The sequence below is a fragment of the Emticicia fontis genome (assembly GCF_054779675.1).
The window spans coordinates 209508-229725 of the sequence record NZ_BAAGXU010000037.1 but is presented as its reverse complement, the minus strand read 5'-3'; the positions used below and the strand labels follow the sequence as shown (position 1 = coordinate 229725).

Sequence of the window (20218 nt, the reverse complement as noted above, 5' to 3'; positions counted from 1 at the left end):
CAAAATGAGGAGGAGACTTGAGTTCCTCTCACAAATATAGAAGAGAGAAACTTTAACCCATTCCCACTCCTGGGAAATACTGGGCGAACGTCGCGCGGATGGGGTTTCTTTAAATATTATTTAGTACCAAAAGCACCTGCATAGTTGGCAGGCTCAGGTGACTTATAAGTTACACCGTTTAAAGAAATACCATCAGCAAAATTCCTTTTGAATGTAGTAATGCCTTTACCTAATGCTGGAGAACCTGCTTGTAAATGGAAATCCCATGAGTCAACAAATGCTCCATCTTTCGCTGTACTTACAGGGAAGTTTACGAATTTGGGATCGTTATCTCCGGCAGTTTTACCGATTATGTCGTTAGTACCTGCAATGATTTCTGCACTTGGTTGGAATTGGTTTACACCGTCCTGATAGTTACCAAAGTAGTAGTTATTGCTAAATACCGAACGTTTGTCTTCTGGTTTCTTTGGATCTCTTTTAATACCGAAACGGCAGTTTGCCAAAAGATTGTTATACAATTCAGCATCAGCACTTTCTTCAACCCAGATAGAACCACCTTTTACTGATGGTCTTCTCCAACCGTTGTTTACTAAAGTGTTGTTATAACCAACAATATATAATTGTGGAGTTCTTTCACCTGCGTTCGATAACTTCATGCCGTTGGTATTTACGTTATAAATCAAGTTGAAGGCTATATCTGCTTTTACACCTGATTTCAGGTTGATAGCCTCGCCACCACTTACACCAGTTGTATTGAAAACGTTGTTAGCAAAAATAACGCTACCACCCTCGATATATGTAGCATCTTCGCCAAAGTGACGGATAGTTGAGTTTTGGACTACCAATTTACCAGCCACATTTGAGAACCAAAGCGCAGGTACTCGCTCCCCACTGGCAGCTTTATATAAACCTTGTTTTACAGAAGTTGATGCTTCTGTAGTAGTAGCGCCACCGTATTCAAGAATTGTATTATCTAACAATACTTCAGTAGAAGTTTTAGCGGCCAAGATACCACCCCACAATTGACCGAAATTATATTTAGCAGTTCTTGCTGCTTCCGGTACTGTAAATTTCACTGGTTTTTCTTTAGTACCTATCGAATACAAGTTACCTAATACGATAAACTCAGGCTTAGCAGTGGTATCCATCAATATCGTAACACCCGACTCAATCATCAGGCTTTTGCCTGCAGGCACAATCACATCACCTTTTACAGTAATAATTGCATCTTTTTTCCATATTCCTGATACTTCACCCGATACACTTAGTTCATCTGGTTTAGTAACTGGCGTGTCAGTTCCTGCATCATCTTTGCTACAGCTAACCATTAAAGTTGCGGCAAGCATCATTAAAGAAAGTACTCTTTTCATTTTTCTTTTTGTATTAGTAAAAAATTATATTTTCAATCGTAAACCTATCAAGTAGCTTCTCTGATAATAATCCTCACGAATCAGGGTCTTATTCTTGTTGTTGATATCCTGATAGATGTCTGCATTCTGAGGATTGGTGTTTTTGATGAACACACGCATAGGCGTATCCAGCAAGTTGTTAGCTTTGGCATAAATCACCCATTTTGCTCCAATGGTCTTTTCTACAGAAGCATCCATCTGAATAAAGGCTTCCTGCCATAAATCGTTATTCAGGAATTGAGAGACCGTATTGATACGTTCTCCGGTGTAAGAAGCCGCTAGCTGCGCATCCCAGCCTTTTTTGGTATCTTTAAATAGCAAGGAAATATTGGCCACATGTGCCGCCTGACCGTACAATGGACGTGTCTGCTCTACGTTTTTCGATTGCAGGTTGCCATTCTGGTCTCTTACTCTGATGATTTTCTGGGTGGTAATAGATGATTTGGTGTAAGTGTAGTTTGCCTTGATACCAAATTTATTGAAGTACTTGATTAAATCCAGCTCTAAACCATAGTTGGTGGCATTTCCATAATTACCCGGTGAATAAAATACATCCTGTCCGCGGGTGGCGTCTACACTCAGTGCGTATTCAATAGGATCTTTAATATATTTATAGAATAAGCCTAACATCACCTGGTCTGAGGGGTTAGGGAAAAGCTCGTAGCGAATATCAAAGTTATCGGCAATGGCACGTTTCAAATCCGGGTTTCCTCTTTCCTGAAACTCTTCGTTTACCACTTTGCCCGGCACAATCTCAAAGAAGCCCGGACGGTTGATGGAACGAAAATACGAAGCTCTCACAAATTGCTTAGGCTTTACCTCATATTTCAGGTTCAGACTTGGTAAGAGATCGGTGTAAATCTGTGCGCCTGATGGTCTTAACTCACCCAAAGGGAAAAGCATATCATAGCTCTGATTGGTATGTTCTACACGAAGTCCACCTATTAATTGCAGGCATTGCAATTGCCATTTTGCCATTGCATACTCGGCAATCGTTTGTTCTGATGCTTTGTAAGAAAGCGCATTGGCTACTGCCCCTCTTGGATTCTGGATACTCCACGTAATCTGATCATAGTTGGTATAATCTTTTCCGTAAAGTGCAAAAGGATTTGTAGGCTTGAAAACGTAGTTATTATAGAAATTTTCACGATGTTTATTTCTATACAAACCTCCGGTCGATAATTCCAAACCATTGATTTTATAAATCAGATTCAAATAACCAGTAAGGTCATTATCTGAATTATGCTCCCAACGACGGGTATATTCTTCCGGATAAGTACGCGTATCTACAAAATTCTGTCGGGTACCTAGTAAACCGATATTAGTATTATCCGGCACCTGATTAGTAGCCAATGAATATACCGCCGACCAGTTTAATCTCAGGTCTTTCAACAATTCATGATTTCCTTGTAGTGTACTGTTAAAAATTTGCTGAACCGTGAGGCGAGAACGCGTTGAATAAGACAATCCGGCGTTTCCTGCCACAGGGTCATATCCACCCGAAGAATAACTGGTTTGTTTGGTATCTCTTACTTGTTGGTTTGATAGATACAAATAGGCATTATACCACTGAAACTTATTGCGGCTATTAGCTTTGAAATCTAATTTGGTATGTATTCCATAGCGCCCTTGTTGCTCTGAATACTTTCTTTCTGACAAACTCGTCAAACGAGAGGTAAGTTCGGTATCATAAACTGTTGAAGAATAAAAGAGGCTATTGCTACCGCGATAAGTATTCTGAAAACTCCCTGCTACCATAACGCCGAAACGCTTATTAAAGAAACGATTTCCTAAAGAAAAGCCACCTATCAGATTAGGTAATGGTTTGGAAGATTTATATTGTACAGGTGATTTAGAAAAATCATTAGGCGTGGCATTATAATCTTTTCCTTTTTGCTCGTAAGGAGATTTAAAATTGATGCCTCCTCTGTCGTAAGAGGTAAAATCTCGGTTCAGGAACAATTCATTATAACCCATTGCCAGATTCACTCTTAACTCAGGGTTATCAGGTGCATCTTTCATCACCATATTTACTACCCCTCCTACTGCGTCGCCCTCCAAATCAGGTGTCAAGGTCTTGGTTACTTCCAGACGTCCTAATAATTCAGACGGAAAAATATCTAAAGGCACGTAACGATACTTATTATCAGGGCTGGGGATTTTTACGCCATTTACCAAGGTATAATTATAGCGTTTATCCATTCCTCTCAAAATGGCATATTGCCCATCGCCATTGCTGTTTCTTTCGATTGATACGCCAGATACACGTTGGATAAGGTTCGCCACAGTTAAATCAGGAGAAATCTCAATGGCTTTTCCCGAAACAATATTCATTAACTGATTAGAGTTTCGTTCAATTTGCCTTGCAACCTGTTCGGTCGATTTATCTGCATTAGCAGTTACTACTACTTCACTTAGGGTCTGTTTACTATCTTCTTCTAAAGCAATATTGATAGTAGCCTCTTTTTGCTCAACTTTAATTTTTACAACAGAAGTCTGGTAAGATATATAGCTGATTTGCAGTTGATATTCACCTGCGGGTATGTTTTTTACAAGGAATGAACCGTCTAAGCCTGTAATGGCATAATACGGTTGGTTTAATACTTTCACAGAAGCACCAATCAAAGGTTCACCTGTTGATTTATCAGTAATAATCCCCTTAAGGTTAAGGGCAAATAACTTTGAAGAAAGAAGAAGAAAAATAATTGTAAATATCCTGTTCATTTGACACTTATATGAGAGGGCGGTGTAATAAAAATGCAAAAGTCGACAGGAAGAAAAAACTAAAGATTAAGTCTGTATGAAGTGATTATTAACAATCGAATAAAATATTAAGTAAATATAAACTTTGTTGGCTTTTATAGTTTTATTGAAAATTGCGCATAAGAAAACCCTCCTGAGAAGGGTTGAATAAACTCTTTCAGGAGGGCTAATTTATAGTCAGGCTGTGAAATTAATAATAAATCTGGGGTTGTTGCTGTGCTTTCTTCTTCTGTTGCTTATCGATAATCACCCCACCCAAAGCACCGGCTGCGGCACCGGCTGCGGCACCAATCAAGGCACCTTTACCTTTTTTATCCTTGGCAATAGCTACCCCGGCCAATGCACCTACACCTGTACCAATCAAGGCACCTTTCACAGCAGGATTCATTTTCTTTTTAGCAGGTGCTGTTGAGTTATAAGATACTGGCGTATATCCACTACCATTGGCATTAGAGTATCCACCATCTCTATAAATCACAGTCTCTTTAGTCTTAGTAGACGTATTAGCTGTTTTCGCCTCTGCAATTTGTTGTTCCTGCTCTCTTATAAGATTCATCGAGTCGATAGTTGCTTGTTTCATGCGCTCAATTTCTACTACTCTGTTTACTGAATCAACGGCAGCTTTTTTGGCTGCTTGTATCTGTTTATTAGAATTTGTTCCATTATTACATCCCATCGCAGCTGCTGCAAGTGAGACGAAAATTATTACATTTTTCATAATCTTATCGTGTTTATTTGTGGTTTTGACAATAGCATGTCATATAAAGTTTAAAATTTAAAAAATCAGCCAAAATCAATCAGCTGTTATATAAGTTAAAAAATTAGTTCCTCCATAATGAAAAGATCTTTAAAAACCAAAAGAAAATAAATTAAACAACTTATAATCAACCATTTATAAGCAAACCAATTGATTATTTATTACATTTTAGGTATGTGCTGAAAAGTAGATTTTTATCCTTTTATGGGCAATATTTTCCCCAAATATGTTTTTTTGGTAATAAAAATGTCTTTTAAACACTTCTATGAACCTGCTGAATGGGAAGACGTACTTCTTGAGAATGTAGATGTAAAAACAGCACTTTTCTAAGTGTAATTTTAACACATTTCTGGCCTTTTGGTGGCCAGGCTTAACAAAAATATAATGTGTTTAATCAAAGCTCTTGACTTATTTTTGTCAAAAAACAATATCTTATGTATCCAATCAGATTAGTTGTTTTCGATATGGCCGGAACGACCGTTCAGGACAAAAAGGAAGTTGAAACCTGCTTTGTCAATGCTTGTGATTATGTAGGTTTGAATGTATCGGAAGAACGGATTCTGGCCCTGCAAGGCTATTCTAAAGTAGAGGTTTTCAAGATGCTTTGGGAAGAAAAAATAGGAAGAGAGCATCCTGAATATAATGAAAACGTAGTCTATTCTTATGATTATTTTCGTATGATTCTGGAAGACCACTATCGCAAAAACGAGGTCCGAACTACCGAGGGTTGCCTTGAAATATTTGATTTCCTACGTAAGAATAATATCAAAATTGCATTAACTACGGGTTTCTATCGCACAGTAACCAATATTATTCTTGATAAATTAGGATGGCTAGATGGCCTGGAATATAATTATGTGAATACTTCTGGCAAATCAGTTATTGATGTGTCCATCGCCAGTGATGAAGTACAGAAAGGTCGCCCTGAACCCTACATGATTCAGAAAGCAATGAAATTGATGGGTGTTGCCGATCCTTTTGAAGTAATCAATATTGGCGATACGCCTTCTGATTTGAAATCGGGAGTAAGAGCTGGCTGTCGTATGTCCCTTGGCGTTGTAAATGGTACACATACCCGTCAACAATTAACAATCTTGCGTAATGATGGTTTATTAAATTCTTTGAAGGATTTAAAAGACATTATTATTAACTTAGGGGTTCTTAGCGAAGCATAAATGAAACACTACGATCTTATTATAGTTGGCAGCGGTATTATGGGAGCTTTTCATGCTTTCCATGCTGCAAAAAAAGGCAAAAAGGTATTAATTATCGAAAAAGATAATTTCCCTGTCAGTTCAACTGTCCGAAATTTCGGACAAGCCGTCCCTTCGGGCTCATCCGGCAAATGGTTTGATTTCGGCAGACGAAGCCTTGAAATTTATAAAGATATTCAGCAACAGTTCGATATTTCTGTCAGAAAAAATGGCACTATCTACATTGCTTCTGATGAAACCGAATGGCAACTGGCCAATGAATTGTATGATATTCACCAAAGCAAAGGCTATGAGTGTATTCTCCTCTCAAAAAGACAGTGTCTGGATTTATATCCTGAATTGAAAGAAGATTACGTTCGCGGAGCAATCTACTATCCGAATGAAGTAAGTGTAGAACCAAATTTATTGATTTATAAAGTACTTCGGTATCTGCAAGAGCAATTGCAGGTAACTTATCTCACGAATACCACTGTGATTGATTGCACAGAGGCATCAGGCTTTGTGACGCTTCTGACAGGTGGCATGCAACAATATACTGCTGATAAGGCTATTATTTGTAGCGGCTATGTATTTAATCTGCTTTTCCCGGAAGTATATGCACAAAGCGGTATGATTGTGAGCAAATTGCAGATGTTGCAGACTGTGCCTATGACGAATGTTTCTATTAAAGGAAATATCCTGACAGGGTTATCCATCCGTCGTTATGAATCATTCGAGCAATGCCCTTCTTTCAAAAATATTACCACACCTGACCACTATTCCGAATTAAAGAAATGGGGTATTCATATCCTGTTCAAACAGGCAATTGATGGCTCTATCATTATCGGTGATTCTCATGAATATGCACCGGTAGGCCGCACAGATGAATTAGGTTTCGATACAAAAACCTATATCAACGACCTGATGCTGAAAGAAGCAGAACGCATCATGAGTTTCCCGGTCAGAAAAATTGCCCGTTCATGGGCAGGTTTCTATGCCCAACACCCAGACGAGATTTTCGAACATGATATTAGCCCGAATATCCACATCCGTACTGGAATTGGTGGCAAGGGTATGACTACCAGTGCAGGGTATGCAGAGAGTGTGATTGCGGGGTTGTTGTGAAATATAACAATTAAAAAATGACCATAATCTAGAATTTATACCTAGTCCCAACCGTAGGATATGCCTGCATGACATTCCTATCCGTCAATAGATGATAATACAAACTCACTCTTGAGCCGACAGAAAAACCCTTTTTAATGTTGAACCAGATTTGTGGATCTCCGAAAAAGGCGAATTTCTTTCCTGTTAATCCTTTCGTATATTCAATGCCCTGGTCACGGTTTTCTGTCCATGAGACGATACTGCCTTCTACGAAGATTTTATAGTTCAGAAAACCTCTGCCGAAATAGAAAGTAAACTGTGGGTCGTGGCTACCTTTTGCGAAGGCGTTGTAGCGATACAAGACTGCGGCACTCAACCATGCGCCTTTCCATTGAAAGGGATACGATACTCCTGCCCCAAAAGAATTTCTGATATAATAGCCAAAGGATGGGTCTGCAATGCCTAAGCCACCGCTATAATTCAATGAGAGATAGACTTTTGGCTTCCAGAAGCGCAAAGATTGTGAAACTTGTAAGAATGCCTGATTGGTGTTGTTTTTTTCGCCATCCAGAAAGGTCTGCACTTTAAATAGAAACGAGCCTGTACCAACAGTATCAATTTCTTTAAAATACTGAAAGCTAATCATCGGAAAATTTCTCAGATTCAACTTTGGGTCAACTGTATGACGGAAATCGTAATGTAATTGTAAGTCTTGTGCCTGTACAAGAATTGATGTAAATAAAAGGCTTATAAAAATCAGGCTTGTCTTGATACATGAGTTCATTTGAATCTTTAATTTTGTTTTTTGGTGATTCAAATCTCATCCGAAAAAAAAATATGCTCCGTAATTCAAGCATAAACCTTGCGTAAACGTTAATAACGCATACCAGTAAGCCACTGCATGAGCAATATAGACGAAAAAGCTTTTTTCAGATTATTCCACGAAGCCCACGAAAAGTGCTTCTGGAAGAATTTAACGAACCCTCTTTCAGAGACAGAAAGCAAGCATTTTTCGAATGAGATTCTGGAGCGCACAGGTTTGGTGGTAGGCTGGAAAAGCATCAAAAATTATTCTCTTCATATTCTCAATCCCGGTACCAATAAACAGGAGAATCCAAGCACGGCTACTTTAGATACGCTTGCCCGATATGTTACCAACGCTGCCAAAACTGATGAAGCCACGCGAAAGAAGAATGAAGCGCATTTCAGCTATTGGTACAACTATCGTGATACTTTTGCCAAAGCTAAAAGTACCAAACGCAAGCGTCGCAAACCTATCTTTGTGTTTAACTTCAAATTCTGGGATTTAATAGCCGTGGTAATATTATTGACAACCATAGCTATTTATCTATACCGAAAGAATACAAAACCTATTGATTTCATTGATGATTTTGCCACCGTGAGTGAGAATTCTCTAGCAAAAAATGGCTGGATACTTAAAGAGGAAGACCCTATATATTGGGACAAGCGAGATGAAAAAGTAGGACATTTAACCCTTTATACCTTAGATGGTGATAACTATCCTGATACAGCAGGCAGAATCGGCATTAAGAATTTGCTTTTGAAAGAAATACCAAGCTCCTGTTTTTCAGCTGAGGTTCAATTGAATAATTTCATTCCTCGACAAAACTGGCAACAGGTCGGGCTTTTATTGATGGAGGATACTACTTTTAATAGCAAGAGTGTCAGGTTAACACTTTCGTTCAACAATTTTTTTGGAGGATTCACCAAGCCCGGCGAAATCTTGTTACAAGCCATTAGTGCAACCGATGGCAATTATAGTAAACCTGAAGAAATAGCACATACAGTCATTTTCAGTGCCGATTCTTTGCAATCGGCTATTGTCCACAAAAACCTGAAAAAATCGGCCTTGCGGATTGAGAAACAGAACCATACTTATCGTTTCTTATATGCCACCGGAGAAAGTGATTTATTTGCTTTTAAGGAAATCAAGACCCGAGACTTATTAATTGAGCCGAAATATATAGGCATATTTGCCCTGAAAGGCTTTATGCCCAATACACCAGTTATACCTGCGCACATAGATTTCTTTAGCCTGAAAGCGCAGGATTGTGGAGATTAAGTCCGAATTTTAATTTAATTGATGCGTATATACCTTTAGTTTAGATTAGCCTCTGTATTTTTGCATATAATTGTTTTCCAATCATAAATAATCCATTTACACTATGTCAGCTTGGTATCAAGGGAAAATTCGTTACAATAAGGTAGACGAAAAAGACAGAACTATTAAAATCACCGAAGTATATTTAGTAGACGCCGTATCTTATACTGATGCCGAAGCGAGAATCTACTCAACGGTTGCTTCAAACACACCAGAATTCCACCTATTCGGACTATCACGCATGAAATTGCAGGAAGTATATTTTGTTGAAGATGGCGCAGAAACGTGGTTTAAAGTAAAAGTAAACTTCATAAGTTTCGATGAGAAATCTCAGAAAGAAAAACGCACTCCTTTCAATATGTTAATCAATGCCGAAAATCCTCTGGAGGCATACCAGCTTATTTCGGAAAGATTAGGTACAGTAGAAGACTATCAGATTACAGATATTAATATCACCAATATTCTGGAAGTAATCCCTTATGATGCCGTAGAAGAAAAGCTAAAGAGTGGTAATTTTAAGCCATTGGCAGAGTTGCAGGAGAATTGATTATATCTTGAACTTTGATTTAACTGATTTAATGATTTCTCTGAAATACCTATTTATGCGAAATAAGTTTCATCTAATCATTTTAATCACATAAATCAGTTAAATCAAAGTTCAGACAATTACTCACTCACCAATGATTTCGGAGCTACCTTCCACCATCCTCTTCCTTTTAAATGCTTATTTGTAAAGTAAGCAAGTTGTGTAACCATCAAAACAATACAAACAGCAGAAAGAATATAGCCGAATGTGATCATTACATTAACAAAAGAAATCTTTTTCAAGAAAAACTCACGATAGATTAAAAGCGACACACTGCCCAGATATCCAATTGAATCGCAGATATACACCAGAAACCCTACATTACCATTTGCTTTGAATAAGGCAATCAGGCGTTCAAATACAACGGTTTGTATCAACATATAAGGCAAGAACAAGCCAATACCCAAGCTTACCATCCATAGTTTTGGTGAAATTATCTGATACTGATAAGCCCATGTACTACCCCCGCAAGCTAATACTGCAATGAGCATCATACCCGAAAAGGTAAGGTAAGAGTAAAAATTATTTCTGATAAATGCGATTAAAGCAATCAGGCTTACTACTACCAGACCAATAGTTGTTTCTATTTCAGAAAAAATCGTTTTACTGACTTTTGGGTCAAGTTCTCTCCATAACTCAATACCAAAATTGTCTCTGAAATCCCGTACGGTGGCCATCAACAGATACATACCTATAAAGCAGAAAAGGCCAATACCAAATTCTTTGACAATCTTGCTCCTATCTGCTTTTGTCATAGCAATCCGCTTGTTTCTTAAACGTAAATCTTCTTCATTTGGTGGTGGAATCTGGGCTAGCATCCAGACGAAACAAAAGAAGAAAGGCAGACAGATAAGGCCTATGATATAAGGCATATGAAACTCCTGAATGTGATAGGTTTCTTGCAGATAAAGGTAAATAGTTTTCAATATACCAGACGCTGTTATCAGATTTAAACTTAATCCTAATGACAGAAATTCGGTCAGCTTACGGCCTTCCAAAAAACTAAAGATAACACCCCAAACCATACCTAAAGGTAAACCGTTGAGGAATAAGAACCCGAAATTGTAGGGAAAAGGAACAAATCCAAAGGCAATGAGCGAAAGTTCGGCAAAAGCAATTAAGCCAATAATTAATAAAATACGACTTTTGGCTTTCAATTCAGCAATTACCTTAATACCAATAATTTTAGAAAGCATATAGCCAAACACCTGCGAGATAATCAGAATACTCTTGTAGCCCATGCCCCATAGTTCGTAATTTTCGTACAATCCTGTGGTAAAAGGCTTACGAAAGGCATACATACAAAAGTAAGTACCAAACGCTGCAATGATACACCAGATTATTAATAAGACTTCAGACTTTTCAAGGATTCTCTTCACAGGTTACCAATATTAAATGAAACTGAAAGTTCGCTAAGAAATATAAATTCAATGTTAAGCCAGTATTAAATAAAAGACAGTAAGCTTGTGGAATTAATTCTACAATCTATATACGTATTATTCTACAAAAGCCCTTCCTTGTACGTATAAACACCCTTGTGTTGTTAAAAATCGGTAATAAAACAGGCTGGATAGAGTTTTTAGACTCTTTGGTAAATGCTGATAAATTAAATACCTATTAATTAGACACTCTGATGGATTCAACAACTTTTAAAGTACCTGTTTATCTCAAGCTTGCACAAATCACTATGGGTCTGGTGGGCTTCTTCTTTGTACTTTATATCGGGCAAAATATTATTATTCCGTTTATATTAGCTACTATTGTTGCCATGCTGCTCAATCCAATAGTTAATTTTCTGATGAGCAAAAACGTTAACAAGATATTAGCAATTGTTCTGGCTATTCTGGCAGCAGCTATTCTTATTGGTGGAGTTCTGTTTTTTATTGGTTCACAATTAATGCTGTTTAGTGATTCTGCTCCTCAATTTAAACAAAAATTCGACGAATTCGCACAAAACGCAATTAATTGGATTTCACAGACTTTTAATCTTAGTAAACCAAAGATTCAGGAAGGAATAGAGAAACTCAAGGCTGAAGGTTTGAAAAACGGTACAGCCGTAATCGCTACGACACTAGGTGCTTTAGGCAATTTCTTTACTCTATTTATCTTAATGCCTGTATATATATTCCTCATTCTTTTCTACAAACCTTTGCTATTAGAGTTTATTGCGATGCTTTTTCAGGGACCTAAGAAAAAACTGGTAGAAGAAATATTATACGAAACTAAGGCGCTGATTCAAAGCTATCTGATAGGTTTACTCATAGAGGCAGTTATTGTATCTACCATGATTTCAGCTGGATTATTAATTATGGGTATCCAATATGCCGTATTGATGGGCATCATCGCCGCCTTGTTGAATTTGATTCCTTATATTGGTAATCTGATAGCTATGGTTTTTCCGATTACTATGGCACTTACTACCAAAGAACCAAGTTACGTGCTGTGGGTAATTGCTCTGTTCTCGGTAGTTCAGTTTGTAGATAACAATTTAATTGTACCTAAAATTGTAGCCAGTAAAGTCAATTTAAATGCATTGATTTCTATTGTGGTTGTGCTTATTGGCGGTGCTTTATGTGGTGTAGCTGGCATGTTTCTTTCTATACCGCTTACAGCCATACTTAAGGTGATTTTCGATAGAATAGATGACCTAAAACCATTTGGCTTTCTGATAGGAGATAACCAGCCCAGAGTTGGTAAAGTGGCGTTCAATTTTAAAGGAATGGAGAAAAGATTGAAGAAAAAGGAGGAAAAGTAAGTTGAATCTTTACGAAAAAAATATTGTCAGAGTTAAATTTGCCAGGATATACACAAAAGAAAAAGTCAGAAGCAAGGCTTCTGACTTTTCTGATTTAACACCAATATGAATCTGCTGATTCAATTCTCAACCAAAGGGCTGATAGTCTTCTAGTTGTTAAACTAATATCTTTTATTGTATAGATTCAGGTGTGGGACCTACCCACTCGTTGAGTTTTTTATCGTAAATCAGGTTTGCATCAGGCCATTCTATATAATCTTTCATTGGCAGATATTTATCCAGATTTCCGTTTTTGATGAGTTCAGTAAACAAGAACTTCCCTCTTTCTTTTACCGTTTTCTCGTCTAAATGTGGTGTATTTACTACTTCTTCAAAATCAACCGGCATCAGGTTTTTACCCATTTTATACCGACCTATAACTCCCCTTTTATAAGGCATATTTCCTACCGGACGAATCACAAAAAAATAATGCGTACTATCAGGAGCGATGTAATAATTCTCAAAACTGAATTTTGGTAGAACAGCAACATAGAATTTCCGGAACTGTGGCTGGAATCTCGTTTGATTGCTTGACTGAGGGGCCTTACTATAAATGTAAGTTATGACATTGGTCAGTAAAGAATCTTGTTGTGTTTTATCAAAATAGGCACTCACACTGTATTTGTCTGGCTGACACGATAAGGTAATCAGACAAATACTCATTAAAAAAAACTGTTTCATATTGGTGTTGAGAAAAACAAAAAAGGTCTTTTAAAACCCCACTCCCTAAATCTCTCTCCCCAACAATGGGGAGAGAGACTTTTTTGTCCCCTCCCCATTGTTGGGGAGGGTTAGGGTGGGGTTTCAGAAAATATTATTTAATATAAACTACTGAACTTGGGTTGAACTCTGTCCAAGTTGCAGTCCAGTCTGTATCTTTAAATGCACCTACATAATCAGTAGCTGTAAAGAATGCTGGTAAAGTAACCGCAGTTGTACCTTTAGTTAAAGCATCTGCAGCTGTACCAGTGATAGTAAATGTTGGGCGACCAGTACCAAATACTGAAGTGCTGATTCCTGAAGTTGTCCAAGAAGCAAGAGTTTTGTTACCTGAAAGACCAGCAAACCAAACTGAAGGCTTTGCAGTACCAATCATTAAATCAGCTGGAGGAGTTGCTGTATTTACATCACGTACAGGGAAACCTTGTGGTTGCGTAGCTGCACCTTGTCCCCAACCGTTTGTACCCCAACCAGTTACACCGGCTAATACTACGTTGTTCAATACTAATTGACCAGAGTTAGCGTTGGCAGCTGTAGTAGAACCATCGATATAAACACCATTTGGATAACCTGTTACGAAAGTGTTATATACTTTGATTTTGTTGTTACGACGTAAGTGCATACCATTCTGGAACAAAGTACTGATGAAAGTCTCCTGGCTTTGTTTAGCACCAATCAAAGAAACGTTAGCCAAAGTTGGCGAAGTGAAAGGCTCATTTGAAGTTCCTTGACCATCGTTGTCAACTTCAAATCCGTTTGAGCCTGATTGGTCAGCACTAGTCGCACCACGAAGACCAACTGCGAATTGGATATTTCCTCTAAAACCATTATCCATATCAAAATCATCATCAAGACCTCTGTAAGCAACCAAATATTTAGCATTTACAGTACCACCGAACCACTCGTATGAGTCGTCTCCACCATAAGAAGCTTGTAGGTTTTCAAGAACTGTTCCGCTACCTACTGAACCGAAAGTGAAAGAGTTAATTTCCTGGTTCGGATTGATAGGTACACCAGCGTACTCAACACGTACATATTTCAAACTACCAGAGTTGTCAGCATCATCAGCACCACCGTGCCATGCTTTGTAGCTACCTTCTAATTGTGCAGAACCACCAGGTAAGTTATTTTTTGCTTTACCGCAAATTACTAAACCACCCCAGTCACCAGCTTCACGCTCACCTACACCTCTTTCTGATGTAAATACGATAGGCTCAGCAGCAGTACCGTTAGCGATGATTTTGCTACCACGTTGGATGATCAAAGTACCTTTAGTAGCTCTCTCACCAATGATAACTGTACCTGGCTCGATAGTTAAAGTACCTGTAGCAACACCAGCAGCTGTAGTCTCAGTAGTATCACCACCTACACGTACAAAACCTGAGATTTTATAGATTTTGTCTTTTGTCCAGGTAATGTTACCAGTCAACAAACCTTTAACTACTGTGATAGTTTTTGGAGGGACGGCTGTTACAGTTACAGTAAATGTAGCAGGGTTTGATGAAAGACCTTTGCTATCTGTAGCGATTACAGTAAAGTTTACAGTTGTACCGGCAGCTACATTATCAATAGTATATTCTTTAGTGTAGTTATCTGAAGTTTCAGTACCAGCATAAGTTTTTGTATCAAATGCAGCACCATTTTTCAAAACTGTCAAAGTTTTCAAGCCAGCTGGGGCACTTACAGAAGCGGTAACGTTAACTTTCGCACCTGGTACACCTGATGCTGCAGCGCCTGCTGATACAGTTGGAGCCGGGAAAACTGTTTCCTCATCGTCTTTACATGCATTCAGTACAAATACAGCAGAAACTGCCATTGTACATACTGCAAACAATCTAGAGAATTTAGAAAATTGCATAATTTTTGGGGTTTATAATTTAAACTCAGATAATGATTAATTGATAACTAGATATAAACACGGTCGAACGATTCGATTTATTTACCACTTAAAGTGTACGTCACGCCTAATGAGACTAATCTGCCTGGTTTGTACTGTTGTATGATTTCATCTTTGTTACGGTCAAACTTACCGTCCTGATTACCATCCTGTAAAATCAAAGCTGCCTGATTGAAAATATCATTGATTCCACCTTTGATCGCAAACTGTTTGCCTATGCCTTTCGAGAAAGTAAGGTCAAGTACATTTCTAGGCATTTCGTATAGGTCTGGATACCCCTGAAAACCTACTGCAAAGATTCTTTTGCCAATTACGTTGTAGAGAATATTTACCTGGAAGTCTCTCTCCTGGTTGTTGTAGTTGATACCTGTATTAACAATGTATGGTGATTGACCTTGTAGCGGACGGTTGTCTGACTGGCCTACCGAACCATCTCTTAGCTTTACTTTACTAACCAATAAAGTAGCATTGAATAATACGCTTACCCTTTCAATGAATTTTGAACCACCAGCAATACTAGCCAGACCTTTTTTGATTTCTAGTTCAACACCTGTACTTCTGGCACTTTTCGCATTGTTATAGATAAAAGTTTTCGCACCTAATGAACCACTACCCTGTTCTACTTCAATCTCAATCGGATTTCTGAAATCTTTGTGGAACAAAGCAACGCTTACTACTTCAGCTGGTGTTGGATAAAGTTCCCAACGCGCATCGAAGTTATTAACAGTAGCTACTTTCAAACCTGTGTAACCTTCGTATACTACATTGAAATCGAAGTCATAGAATGAGAATGGAGCTAACTCTCTGAACTCAGGACGGTTAATTGTTTGTCCGTAAGCTGCTCTGATCAACATTTTCTCAGAGAAGTTATAAGAAAGGTTAGCAGAAGGAAGGACACTTAGTACAGGGTTTTTCACCGATACTTTTGCACCACCAATGAAGGCAGATTGTAAACTTTGAGTATTATCTTCAACACGTGCACCAGCAATAATATTCAGCTTTTTGCTAAGTGGAATATTTGCCATAGCATAATAAGCTAACAATTTATTACCTGCAGTATAGGAGTCATTAGGGTTTGTTTGCTCATCAATTCTGATACCGTTCGTATTATTGATATTATTGAAGATAACGTTGATTGGTGCTGTGAAAAGCTCACCGTTGAAATTACCACCACGAACATAACCTAAGTTTCTGCCATCAAAACTACGGTCTTTTTTCTCATAGAAAACACCCGCTTTCAACTCCATTTCAGTTTCTTTCTCTTTTGAAAGCGTAATTTTTTGCGTCAGGTTAACTGCTCCTGTATAACCATCTTCTTTCATTTTAGAGAACCATCTCCCTAAGAAGAAAGCCTGAGCAGTACCTACCGGAATATATACTGATTTTGTACCGCTGTTAGGGTCAACATCTGAACGATAACGACGGTAGTCTGGTTGGTCACGATATGAATTGTTATAACCAATTACCCAATCAATGGTTGTTTTACCTTTGGTTAGTGTATGTTTACCAGTCAATTGTCCGGTATAGATACCACGATACACTTGGTTAAATGAATGGTTATCAGGATCATAGTTAGCTTCAATCGCACGACCAGTACGGTGTGTATAGTTTGAATTGCTTAACTGGTTGAATAAGTTTTTCCATTCAATTGAGTTATTGTCATTCAAACGGAATGCCCAGTTATGCATAATACCTACACGGATATTACGACTATATTGTTGGTCGTTGAAATTATATATCGGTGACTGCGTGTTATTGATATTAGCATTGAAGTCATTCCGATCTACTACAAAATTGGTGCGGGTATCTGAGTAGTTTACTGCGGTTACGTTACCAATTCTTACGTTACCAACATTAAATCTATAATTACCTGTAATACCGATTCTTTGGTCTGGCGTAGCATTACCTTTATTCGCAATCCACTCGTTTTTCAACGATCTACCGGCAGTTTCTAAAGCAGCAGGATTGTTTGAAATGTCGTTGATACTTGCCGGGAAGAATTTAGGCAAATCATAATAACCATTATTGAAACCTGTCCAATAATTTTTACCTTGATTTGGTTGATAGAAATCTGCGAAAGTTGTATTGCTACGGTAAGAAGTACTGTAATCAATTACTAAAGAATTTTTATCAGGGATATTTTTTGTAAAGATTTTCACGATACCACCAGCGAATTCGCCAGGCAATTCAGCCGAAGGGCTTTTGAAAATCAACATTCTATCGATTTGCGAACTTGGAATAATATCAAATGAGAATGACTTTACGTCAGTTTCCATACTTGGCGTAAAAGCATTATGCAGCATTACGTTGTTATAACGTGAGTTCAGTCCTCTGATATTGATAAATCTATCACCTACAATTGTGATACCCGGTACACGTTTCACCACTTGTGCAGCGTCACGGTCAAGGGATTTGGCAATCTGTTGTGCCGAAATACCGTTAACCACCATTTGCGCTGCTTTAATTTCCGAAATGATTGATACTTCAGTATTTGTTAATCGGCTGGCTGTCACCTTTACCTCAGCCAGAAGTGCGCCCTCTTCTTCAAGAGCTGTATTGATTTCTGTTATATTATCTGCAACAACTGCTACCTCCGAAAGTACCTTGTCTTTATAAGAAACATAAGTAATCACCACTTTCGCTTTACCTGCAGGAACTTTAGCAATCGAGAAGAAACCGTTAATATCAGTTACAGAACCTAAAGAAGTTCCATCGATTTTAACAGTAGCCCCAATTAGATCTTCATTGGTTTTAGCATCTTTGATTGTTCCGCGAATGGTGCCCGTCTGGGCAAAAGTGATAACAGTAGCAAATAATAAAAAAAGAGTAGTAGAAATTGCTCGCTTGGTCATATTGGTTTTTGTGTCGTTTTTAACGGTGCAAAACTACTGCTCCAATATTAAGCTAATGTTAAGTCAATATTATGGGTTAATTATGTTTGGACAATAGAAAAACAAGCCTCACAGCAGTGTTAAATTTTTAGATTTAAGATTTTATCGGATTAAGATCCACTTATGTAACAATAATCACATACAAACTAAAAAGTATAATTTACCTTTGTCTTTTATTAATATCATAAAAGAATGAAGAAATACTTGTTTAATGGCCTGATTGGTCTGATAATTCTAATGTCGGCTTGTTCGCAAAGTCAAAGTCAATCGAATACGCTCTCAGCTAATAACTTCGCTGAAAAAATTAAAGAATTGCCCAATGAAACGGTTCTGGATGTAAGAACACCGGAAGAATTTTCGAAAGGACACTTAATAGATTCTAAAAATATTAACTGGAAGGATGCTGATTTTGCCAGCAGAGTTGAACAAATGGATAAATCGAAACCTGTTTTTGTCTATTGCCTGAGCGGTATGCGCAGTGCCGCTGCTGCTACAAAAATGCGTGAGATGGGTTTCAAAGAGGTATATGAACTGGATGGAGGAATCATGAAATGGCGCGCTGCCAATCTGCCGGAAACTACCGTTGGTATTACAAAATCAGAAGGCATGAGTAAACAACAATTCAGCCAGTTGCTTGATACTGACAAACTAGTTTTGATAGATTTCTATGCTGATTGGTGTGAACCCTGTAAAAGAATGGAGCCTTATCTAAAAGAAATTGCTACTGATATGAAAAACCAAGTACAGGTAGTACGCATCAACGCTGATGACAATCAAGCCTTATGCAAAGAATTAGGAGTAGATGCCCTGCCTGTGCTACAAGTCTATAAAAACAAAACCCTCCGTTGGGCGAATGTAGGGTTTATTGAGAAAGTGGATGTGGTTAAGAAACTCCAGTAAGTATCAGATAAAAAACGAGGTTTATGAAGCCTCGTTTTTTAATGTCTTTATAAAATTATCTCTTAGCGTCTTAGCGGTTAAATCCTCTCCTTCTGGATTCCAACCCGGAGGCATGAAAACGTAAAGTAGTTTATTTTTCAGACCCGAAGCATTCTTAATATCATGCCATAGTTCACCAAATTCACCGAAGTAAACGTCTACTATTTTCTTCGAATTTACTTCTCTGGTAATTCCGTATTCTACAGGCACGCTCTCTTCTTCTTCCTGATAAGTCTGAAATAATCTATCCCATATATTAATGATCGAACAAAAGTTGGTATCCATATAAAGGAAGTTCCGTCCATGGTGTACTCTATGATGCGAAGGTGTCAGGATAATCTTTTCAAGGAATCCTAATCTGGCATTTTTTAAAGAGTTTTCGCTGATATGTGCAAATGCCCCCCATACACTATCAATGATCATGATAGTAAAAAGCATAACTGGGTTTAATCCTAATATAGTACAAAAAGTAGCCGTGAAAATTTCGGTATAGATATTCTCAAAATAAGAGGTATTGAGCGTAATAGAGGCATTGAGGCTTTCGGGAGCATGATGTACGGAATGAAAACACCAGAGCAATCGTACTTTATGCGACAGATAATGACGGATAAAGGTATTTAGCTCATAAACCAGATAGCCGTAGATAAACCAGTACCATTTAAGTGGTGCATGAAAAATGGCATATTTACTAAAGATTTTGATACAAAGTAGAATAACCGAAACCCCGATTAAGCGTGACAGGACACGGTTAATCACGATAATCATGAAAGGAACCCGATAAGTTTCTTTGTTAAAGCGGCTGGAAACGAGTAACCACACTATTTCGAAGATGATTAACAAAGGGGCAATCGGTGATAGAAAACTCAGAAAACCCTCCAATGTTAATAATACTTCGTAATGACCAGTGTGAATGATCGTCAATAATCCGCCAATCCTGAAAAAATCAATGATTTCGTTCAGAACTTTAATAAAAAATTCCATAAATTTCAGTTATAGCCTTGGGAGTGTTTAGTTTGTATTATCATATATCACTATTTTAA

Annotated in this window: 15 protein-coding genes; 6 read left to right on the top strand and 9 right to left on the bottom strand. The window is 37.9% G+C overall.

Annotation, left to right across the window (positions count from 1 at the left end; translation table 11 throughout):
• Positions 1-116 precede the first annotated feature (116 nt).
• The 3 genes from ACYVFA_RS16755 to ACYVFA_RS16745 form a co-directional block, all read right to left on the bottom strand.
• A complete protein-coding gene (locus tag ACYVFA_RS16755) occupies positions 117-1370 on the bottom strand; it encodes a right-handed parallel beta-helix repeat-containing protein (RefSeq protein WP_460472995.1) in 1254 nt (417 codons plus the stop codon).
• Positions 1371-1394: 24 nt separating this feature from the next.
• Entirely contained in the window at positions 1395-4133 is a 2739-nt protein-coding gene (locus tag ACYVFA_RS16750) for a TonB-dependent receptor (protein ID WP_460472994.1), read from the bottom strand.
• Between the two features lie 229 nt (positions 4134-4362).
• A complete protein-coding gene (locus tag ACYVFA_RS16745) occupies positions 4363-4890 on the bottom strand; it encodes a YMGG-like glycine zipper-containing protein (protein WP_460472993.1) in 528 nt (175 codons plus the stop codon).
• A gap of 473 nt (positions 4891-5363) precedes the next feature.
• On the opposite strand from ACYVFA_RS16745, the gene ACYVFA_RS16740 reads away from it, so the two are divergent.
• Both ACYVFA_RS16740 and ACYVFA_RS16735 read left to right on the top strand, forming a co-directional pair.
• Entirely contained in the window at positions 5364-6104 is a 741-nt protein-coding gene (locus ACYVFA_RS16740) for an HAD family hydrolase (protein WP_460472992.1), read from the top strand.
• Positions 6105-7247, top strand: coding sequence for a TIGR03364 family FAD-dependent oxidoreductase (locus ACYVFA_RS16735; protein ID WP_460472991.1), 1143 nt, complete (start codon positions 6105-6107; stop codon positions 7245-7247).
• 28 nt (positions 7248-7275) lie between these two features.
• On the opposite strand, the gene ACYVFA_RS16730 is transcribed toward ACYVFA_RS16735, so the two are convergent.
• Complete coding sequence (locus ACYVFA_RS16730) at positions 7276-8013, bottom strand: nucleoside-specific channel-forming Tsx family protein (RefSeq protein WP_460472990.1); 738 nt, start codon at positions 8011-8013, stop codon at positions 7276-7278.
• Positions 8014-8130: 117 nt separating this feature from the next.
• On the opposite strand from ACYVFA_RS16730, the gene ACYVFA_RS16725 reads away from it, so the two are divergent.
• Entirely contained in the window at positions 8131-9312 is a 1182-nt protein-coding gene (locus ACYVFA_RS16725; RefSeq protein ID WP_460472989.1) for a hypothetical protein, read from the top strand.
• Between the two features lie 103 nt (positions 9313-9415).
• Entirely contained in the window at positions 9416-9898 is a 483-nt protein-coding gene (locus ACYVFA_RS16720; protein WP_460472988.1) for a DUF4494 domain-containing protein, read from the top strand.
• 119 nt (positions 9899-10017) lie between these two features.
• Here ACYVFA_RS16720 and ACYVFA_RS16715 read toward each other — a convergent pair whose 3' ends face one another.
• Positions 10018-11316 carry a DUF5690 family protein gene (locus ACYVFA_RS16715; RefSeq protein WP_460472987.1) on the bottom strand — a complete coding sequence of 433 codons (1299 nt, stop codon included), beginning with the start codon at positions 11314-11316 and terminating at the stop codon, positions 10018-10020.
• A 254-nt stretch (positions 11317-11570) separates the two neighbouring features.
• On the opposite strand from ACYVFA_RS16715, the gene ACYVFA_RS16710 reads away from it, so the two are divergent.
• Positions 11571-12692 (top strand): AI-2E family transporter, encoded by a 1122-nt coding sequence (locus tag ACYVFA_RS16710; RefSeq protein WP_460472986.1) that lies wholly within the window; start codon positions 11571-11573, stop codon positions 12690-12692.
• 171 nt (positions 12693-12863) lie between these two features.
• On the opposite strand, the gene ACYVFA_RS16705 is transcribed toward ACYVFA_RS16710, so the two are convergent.
• From ACYVFA_RS16705 to ACYVFA_RS16695, 3 genes are all read right to left on the bottom strand, one after another.
• The gene (locus ACYVFA_RS16705) at positions 12864-13412 is read right to left on the bottom strand and encodes a hypothetical protein (RefSeq protein WP_460472985.1); all 549 of its coding nucleotides are present in this window, start codon (positions 13410-13412) and stop codon (positions 12864-12866) included.
• Positions 13413-13545: 133 nt separating this feature from the next.
• Positions 13546-15309 carry an Ig-like domain repeat protein gene (locus ACYVFA_RS16700; RefSeq protein ID WP_460472984.1) on the bottom strand — a complete coding sequence of 588 codons (1764 nt, stop codon included), beginning with the start codon at positions 15307-15309 and terminating at the stop codon, positions 13546-13548.
• Positions 15310-15386: 77 nt separating this feature from the next.
• Positions 15387-18200, bottom strand: a complete 2814-nt coding sequence (locus ACYVFA_RS16695) for a TonB-dependent receptor (protein WP_460472983.1) — start codon at positions 18198-18200, stop codon at positions 15387-15389.
• A gap of 231 nt (positions 18201-18431) precedes the next feature.
• On the opposite strand from ACYVFA_RS16695, the gene ACYVFA_RS16690 reads away from it, so the two are divergent.
• A complete protein-coding gene (locus ACYVFA_RS16690; protein ID WP_460472982.1) occupies positions 18432-19139 on the top strand; it encodes a thioredoxin domain-containing protein in 708 nt (235 codons plus the stop codon).
• A 21-nt stretch (positions 19140-19160) separates the two neighbouring features.
• Here ACYVFA_RS16690 and ACYVFA_RS16685 read toward each other — a convergent pair whose 3' ends face one another.
• Positions 19161-20159, bottom strand: a complete 999-nt coding sequence (locus ACYVFA_RS16685; protein ID WP_460472981.1) for a sterol desaturase family protein — start codon at positions 20157-20159, stop codon at positions 19161-19163.
• Positions 20160-20218 lie beyond the last annotated feature (59 nt).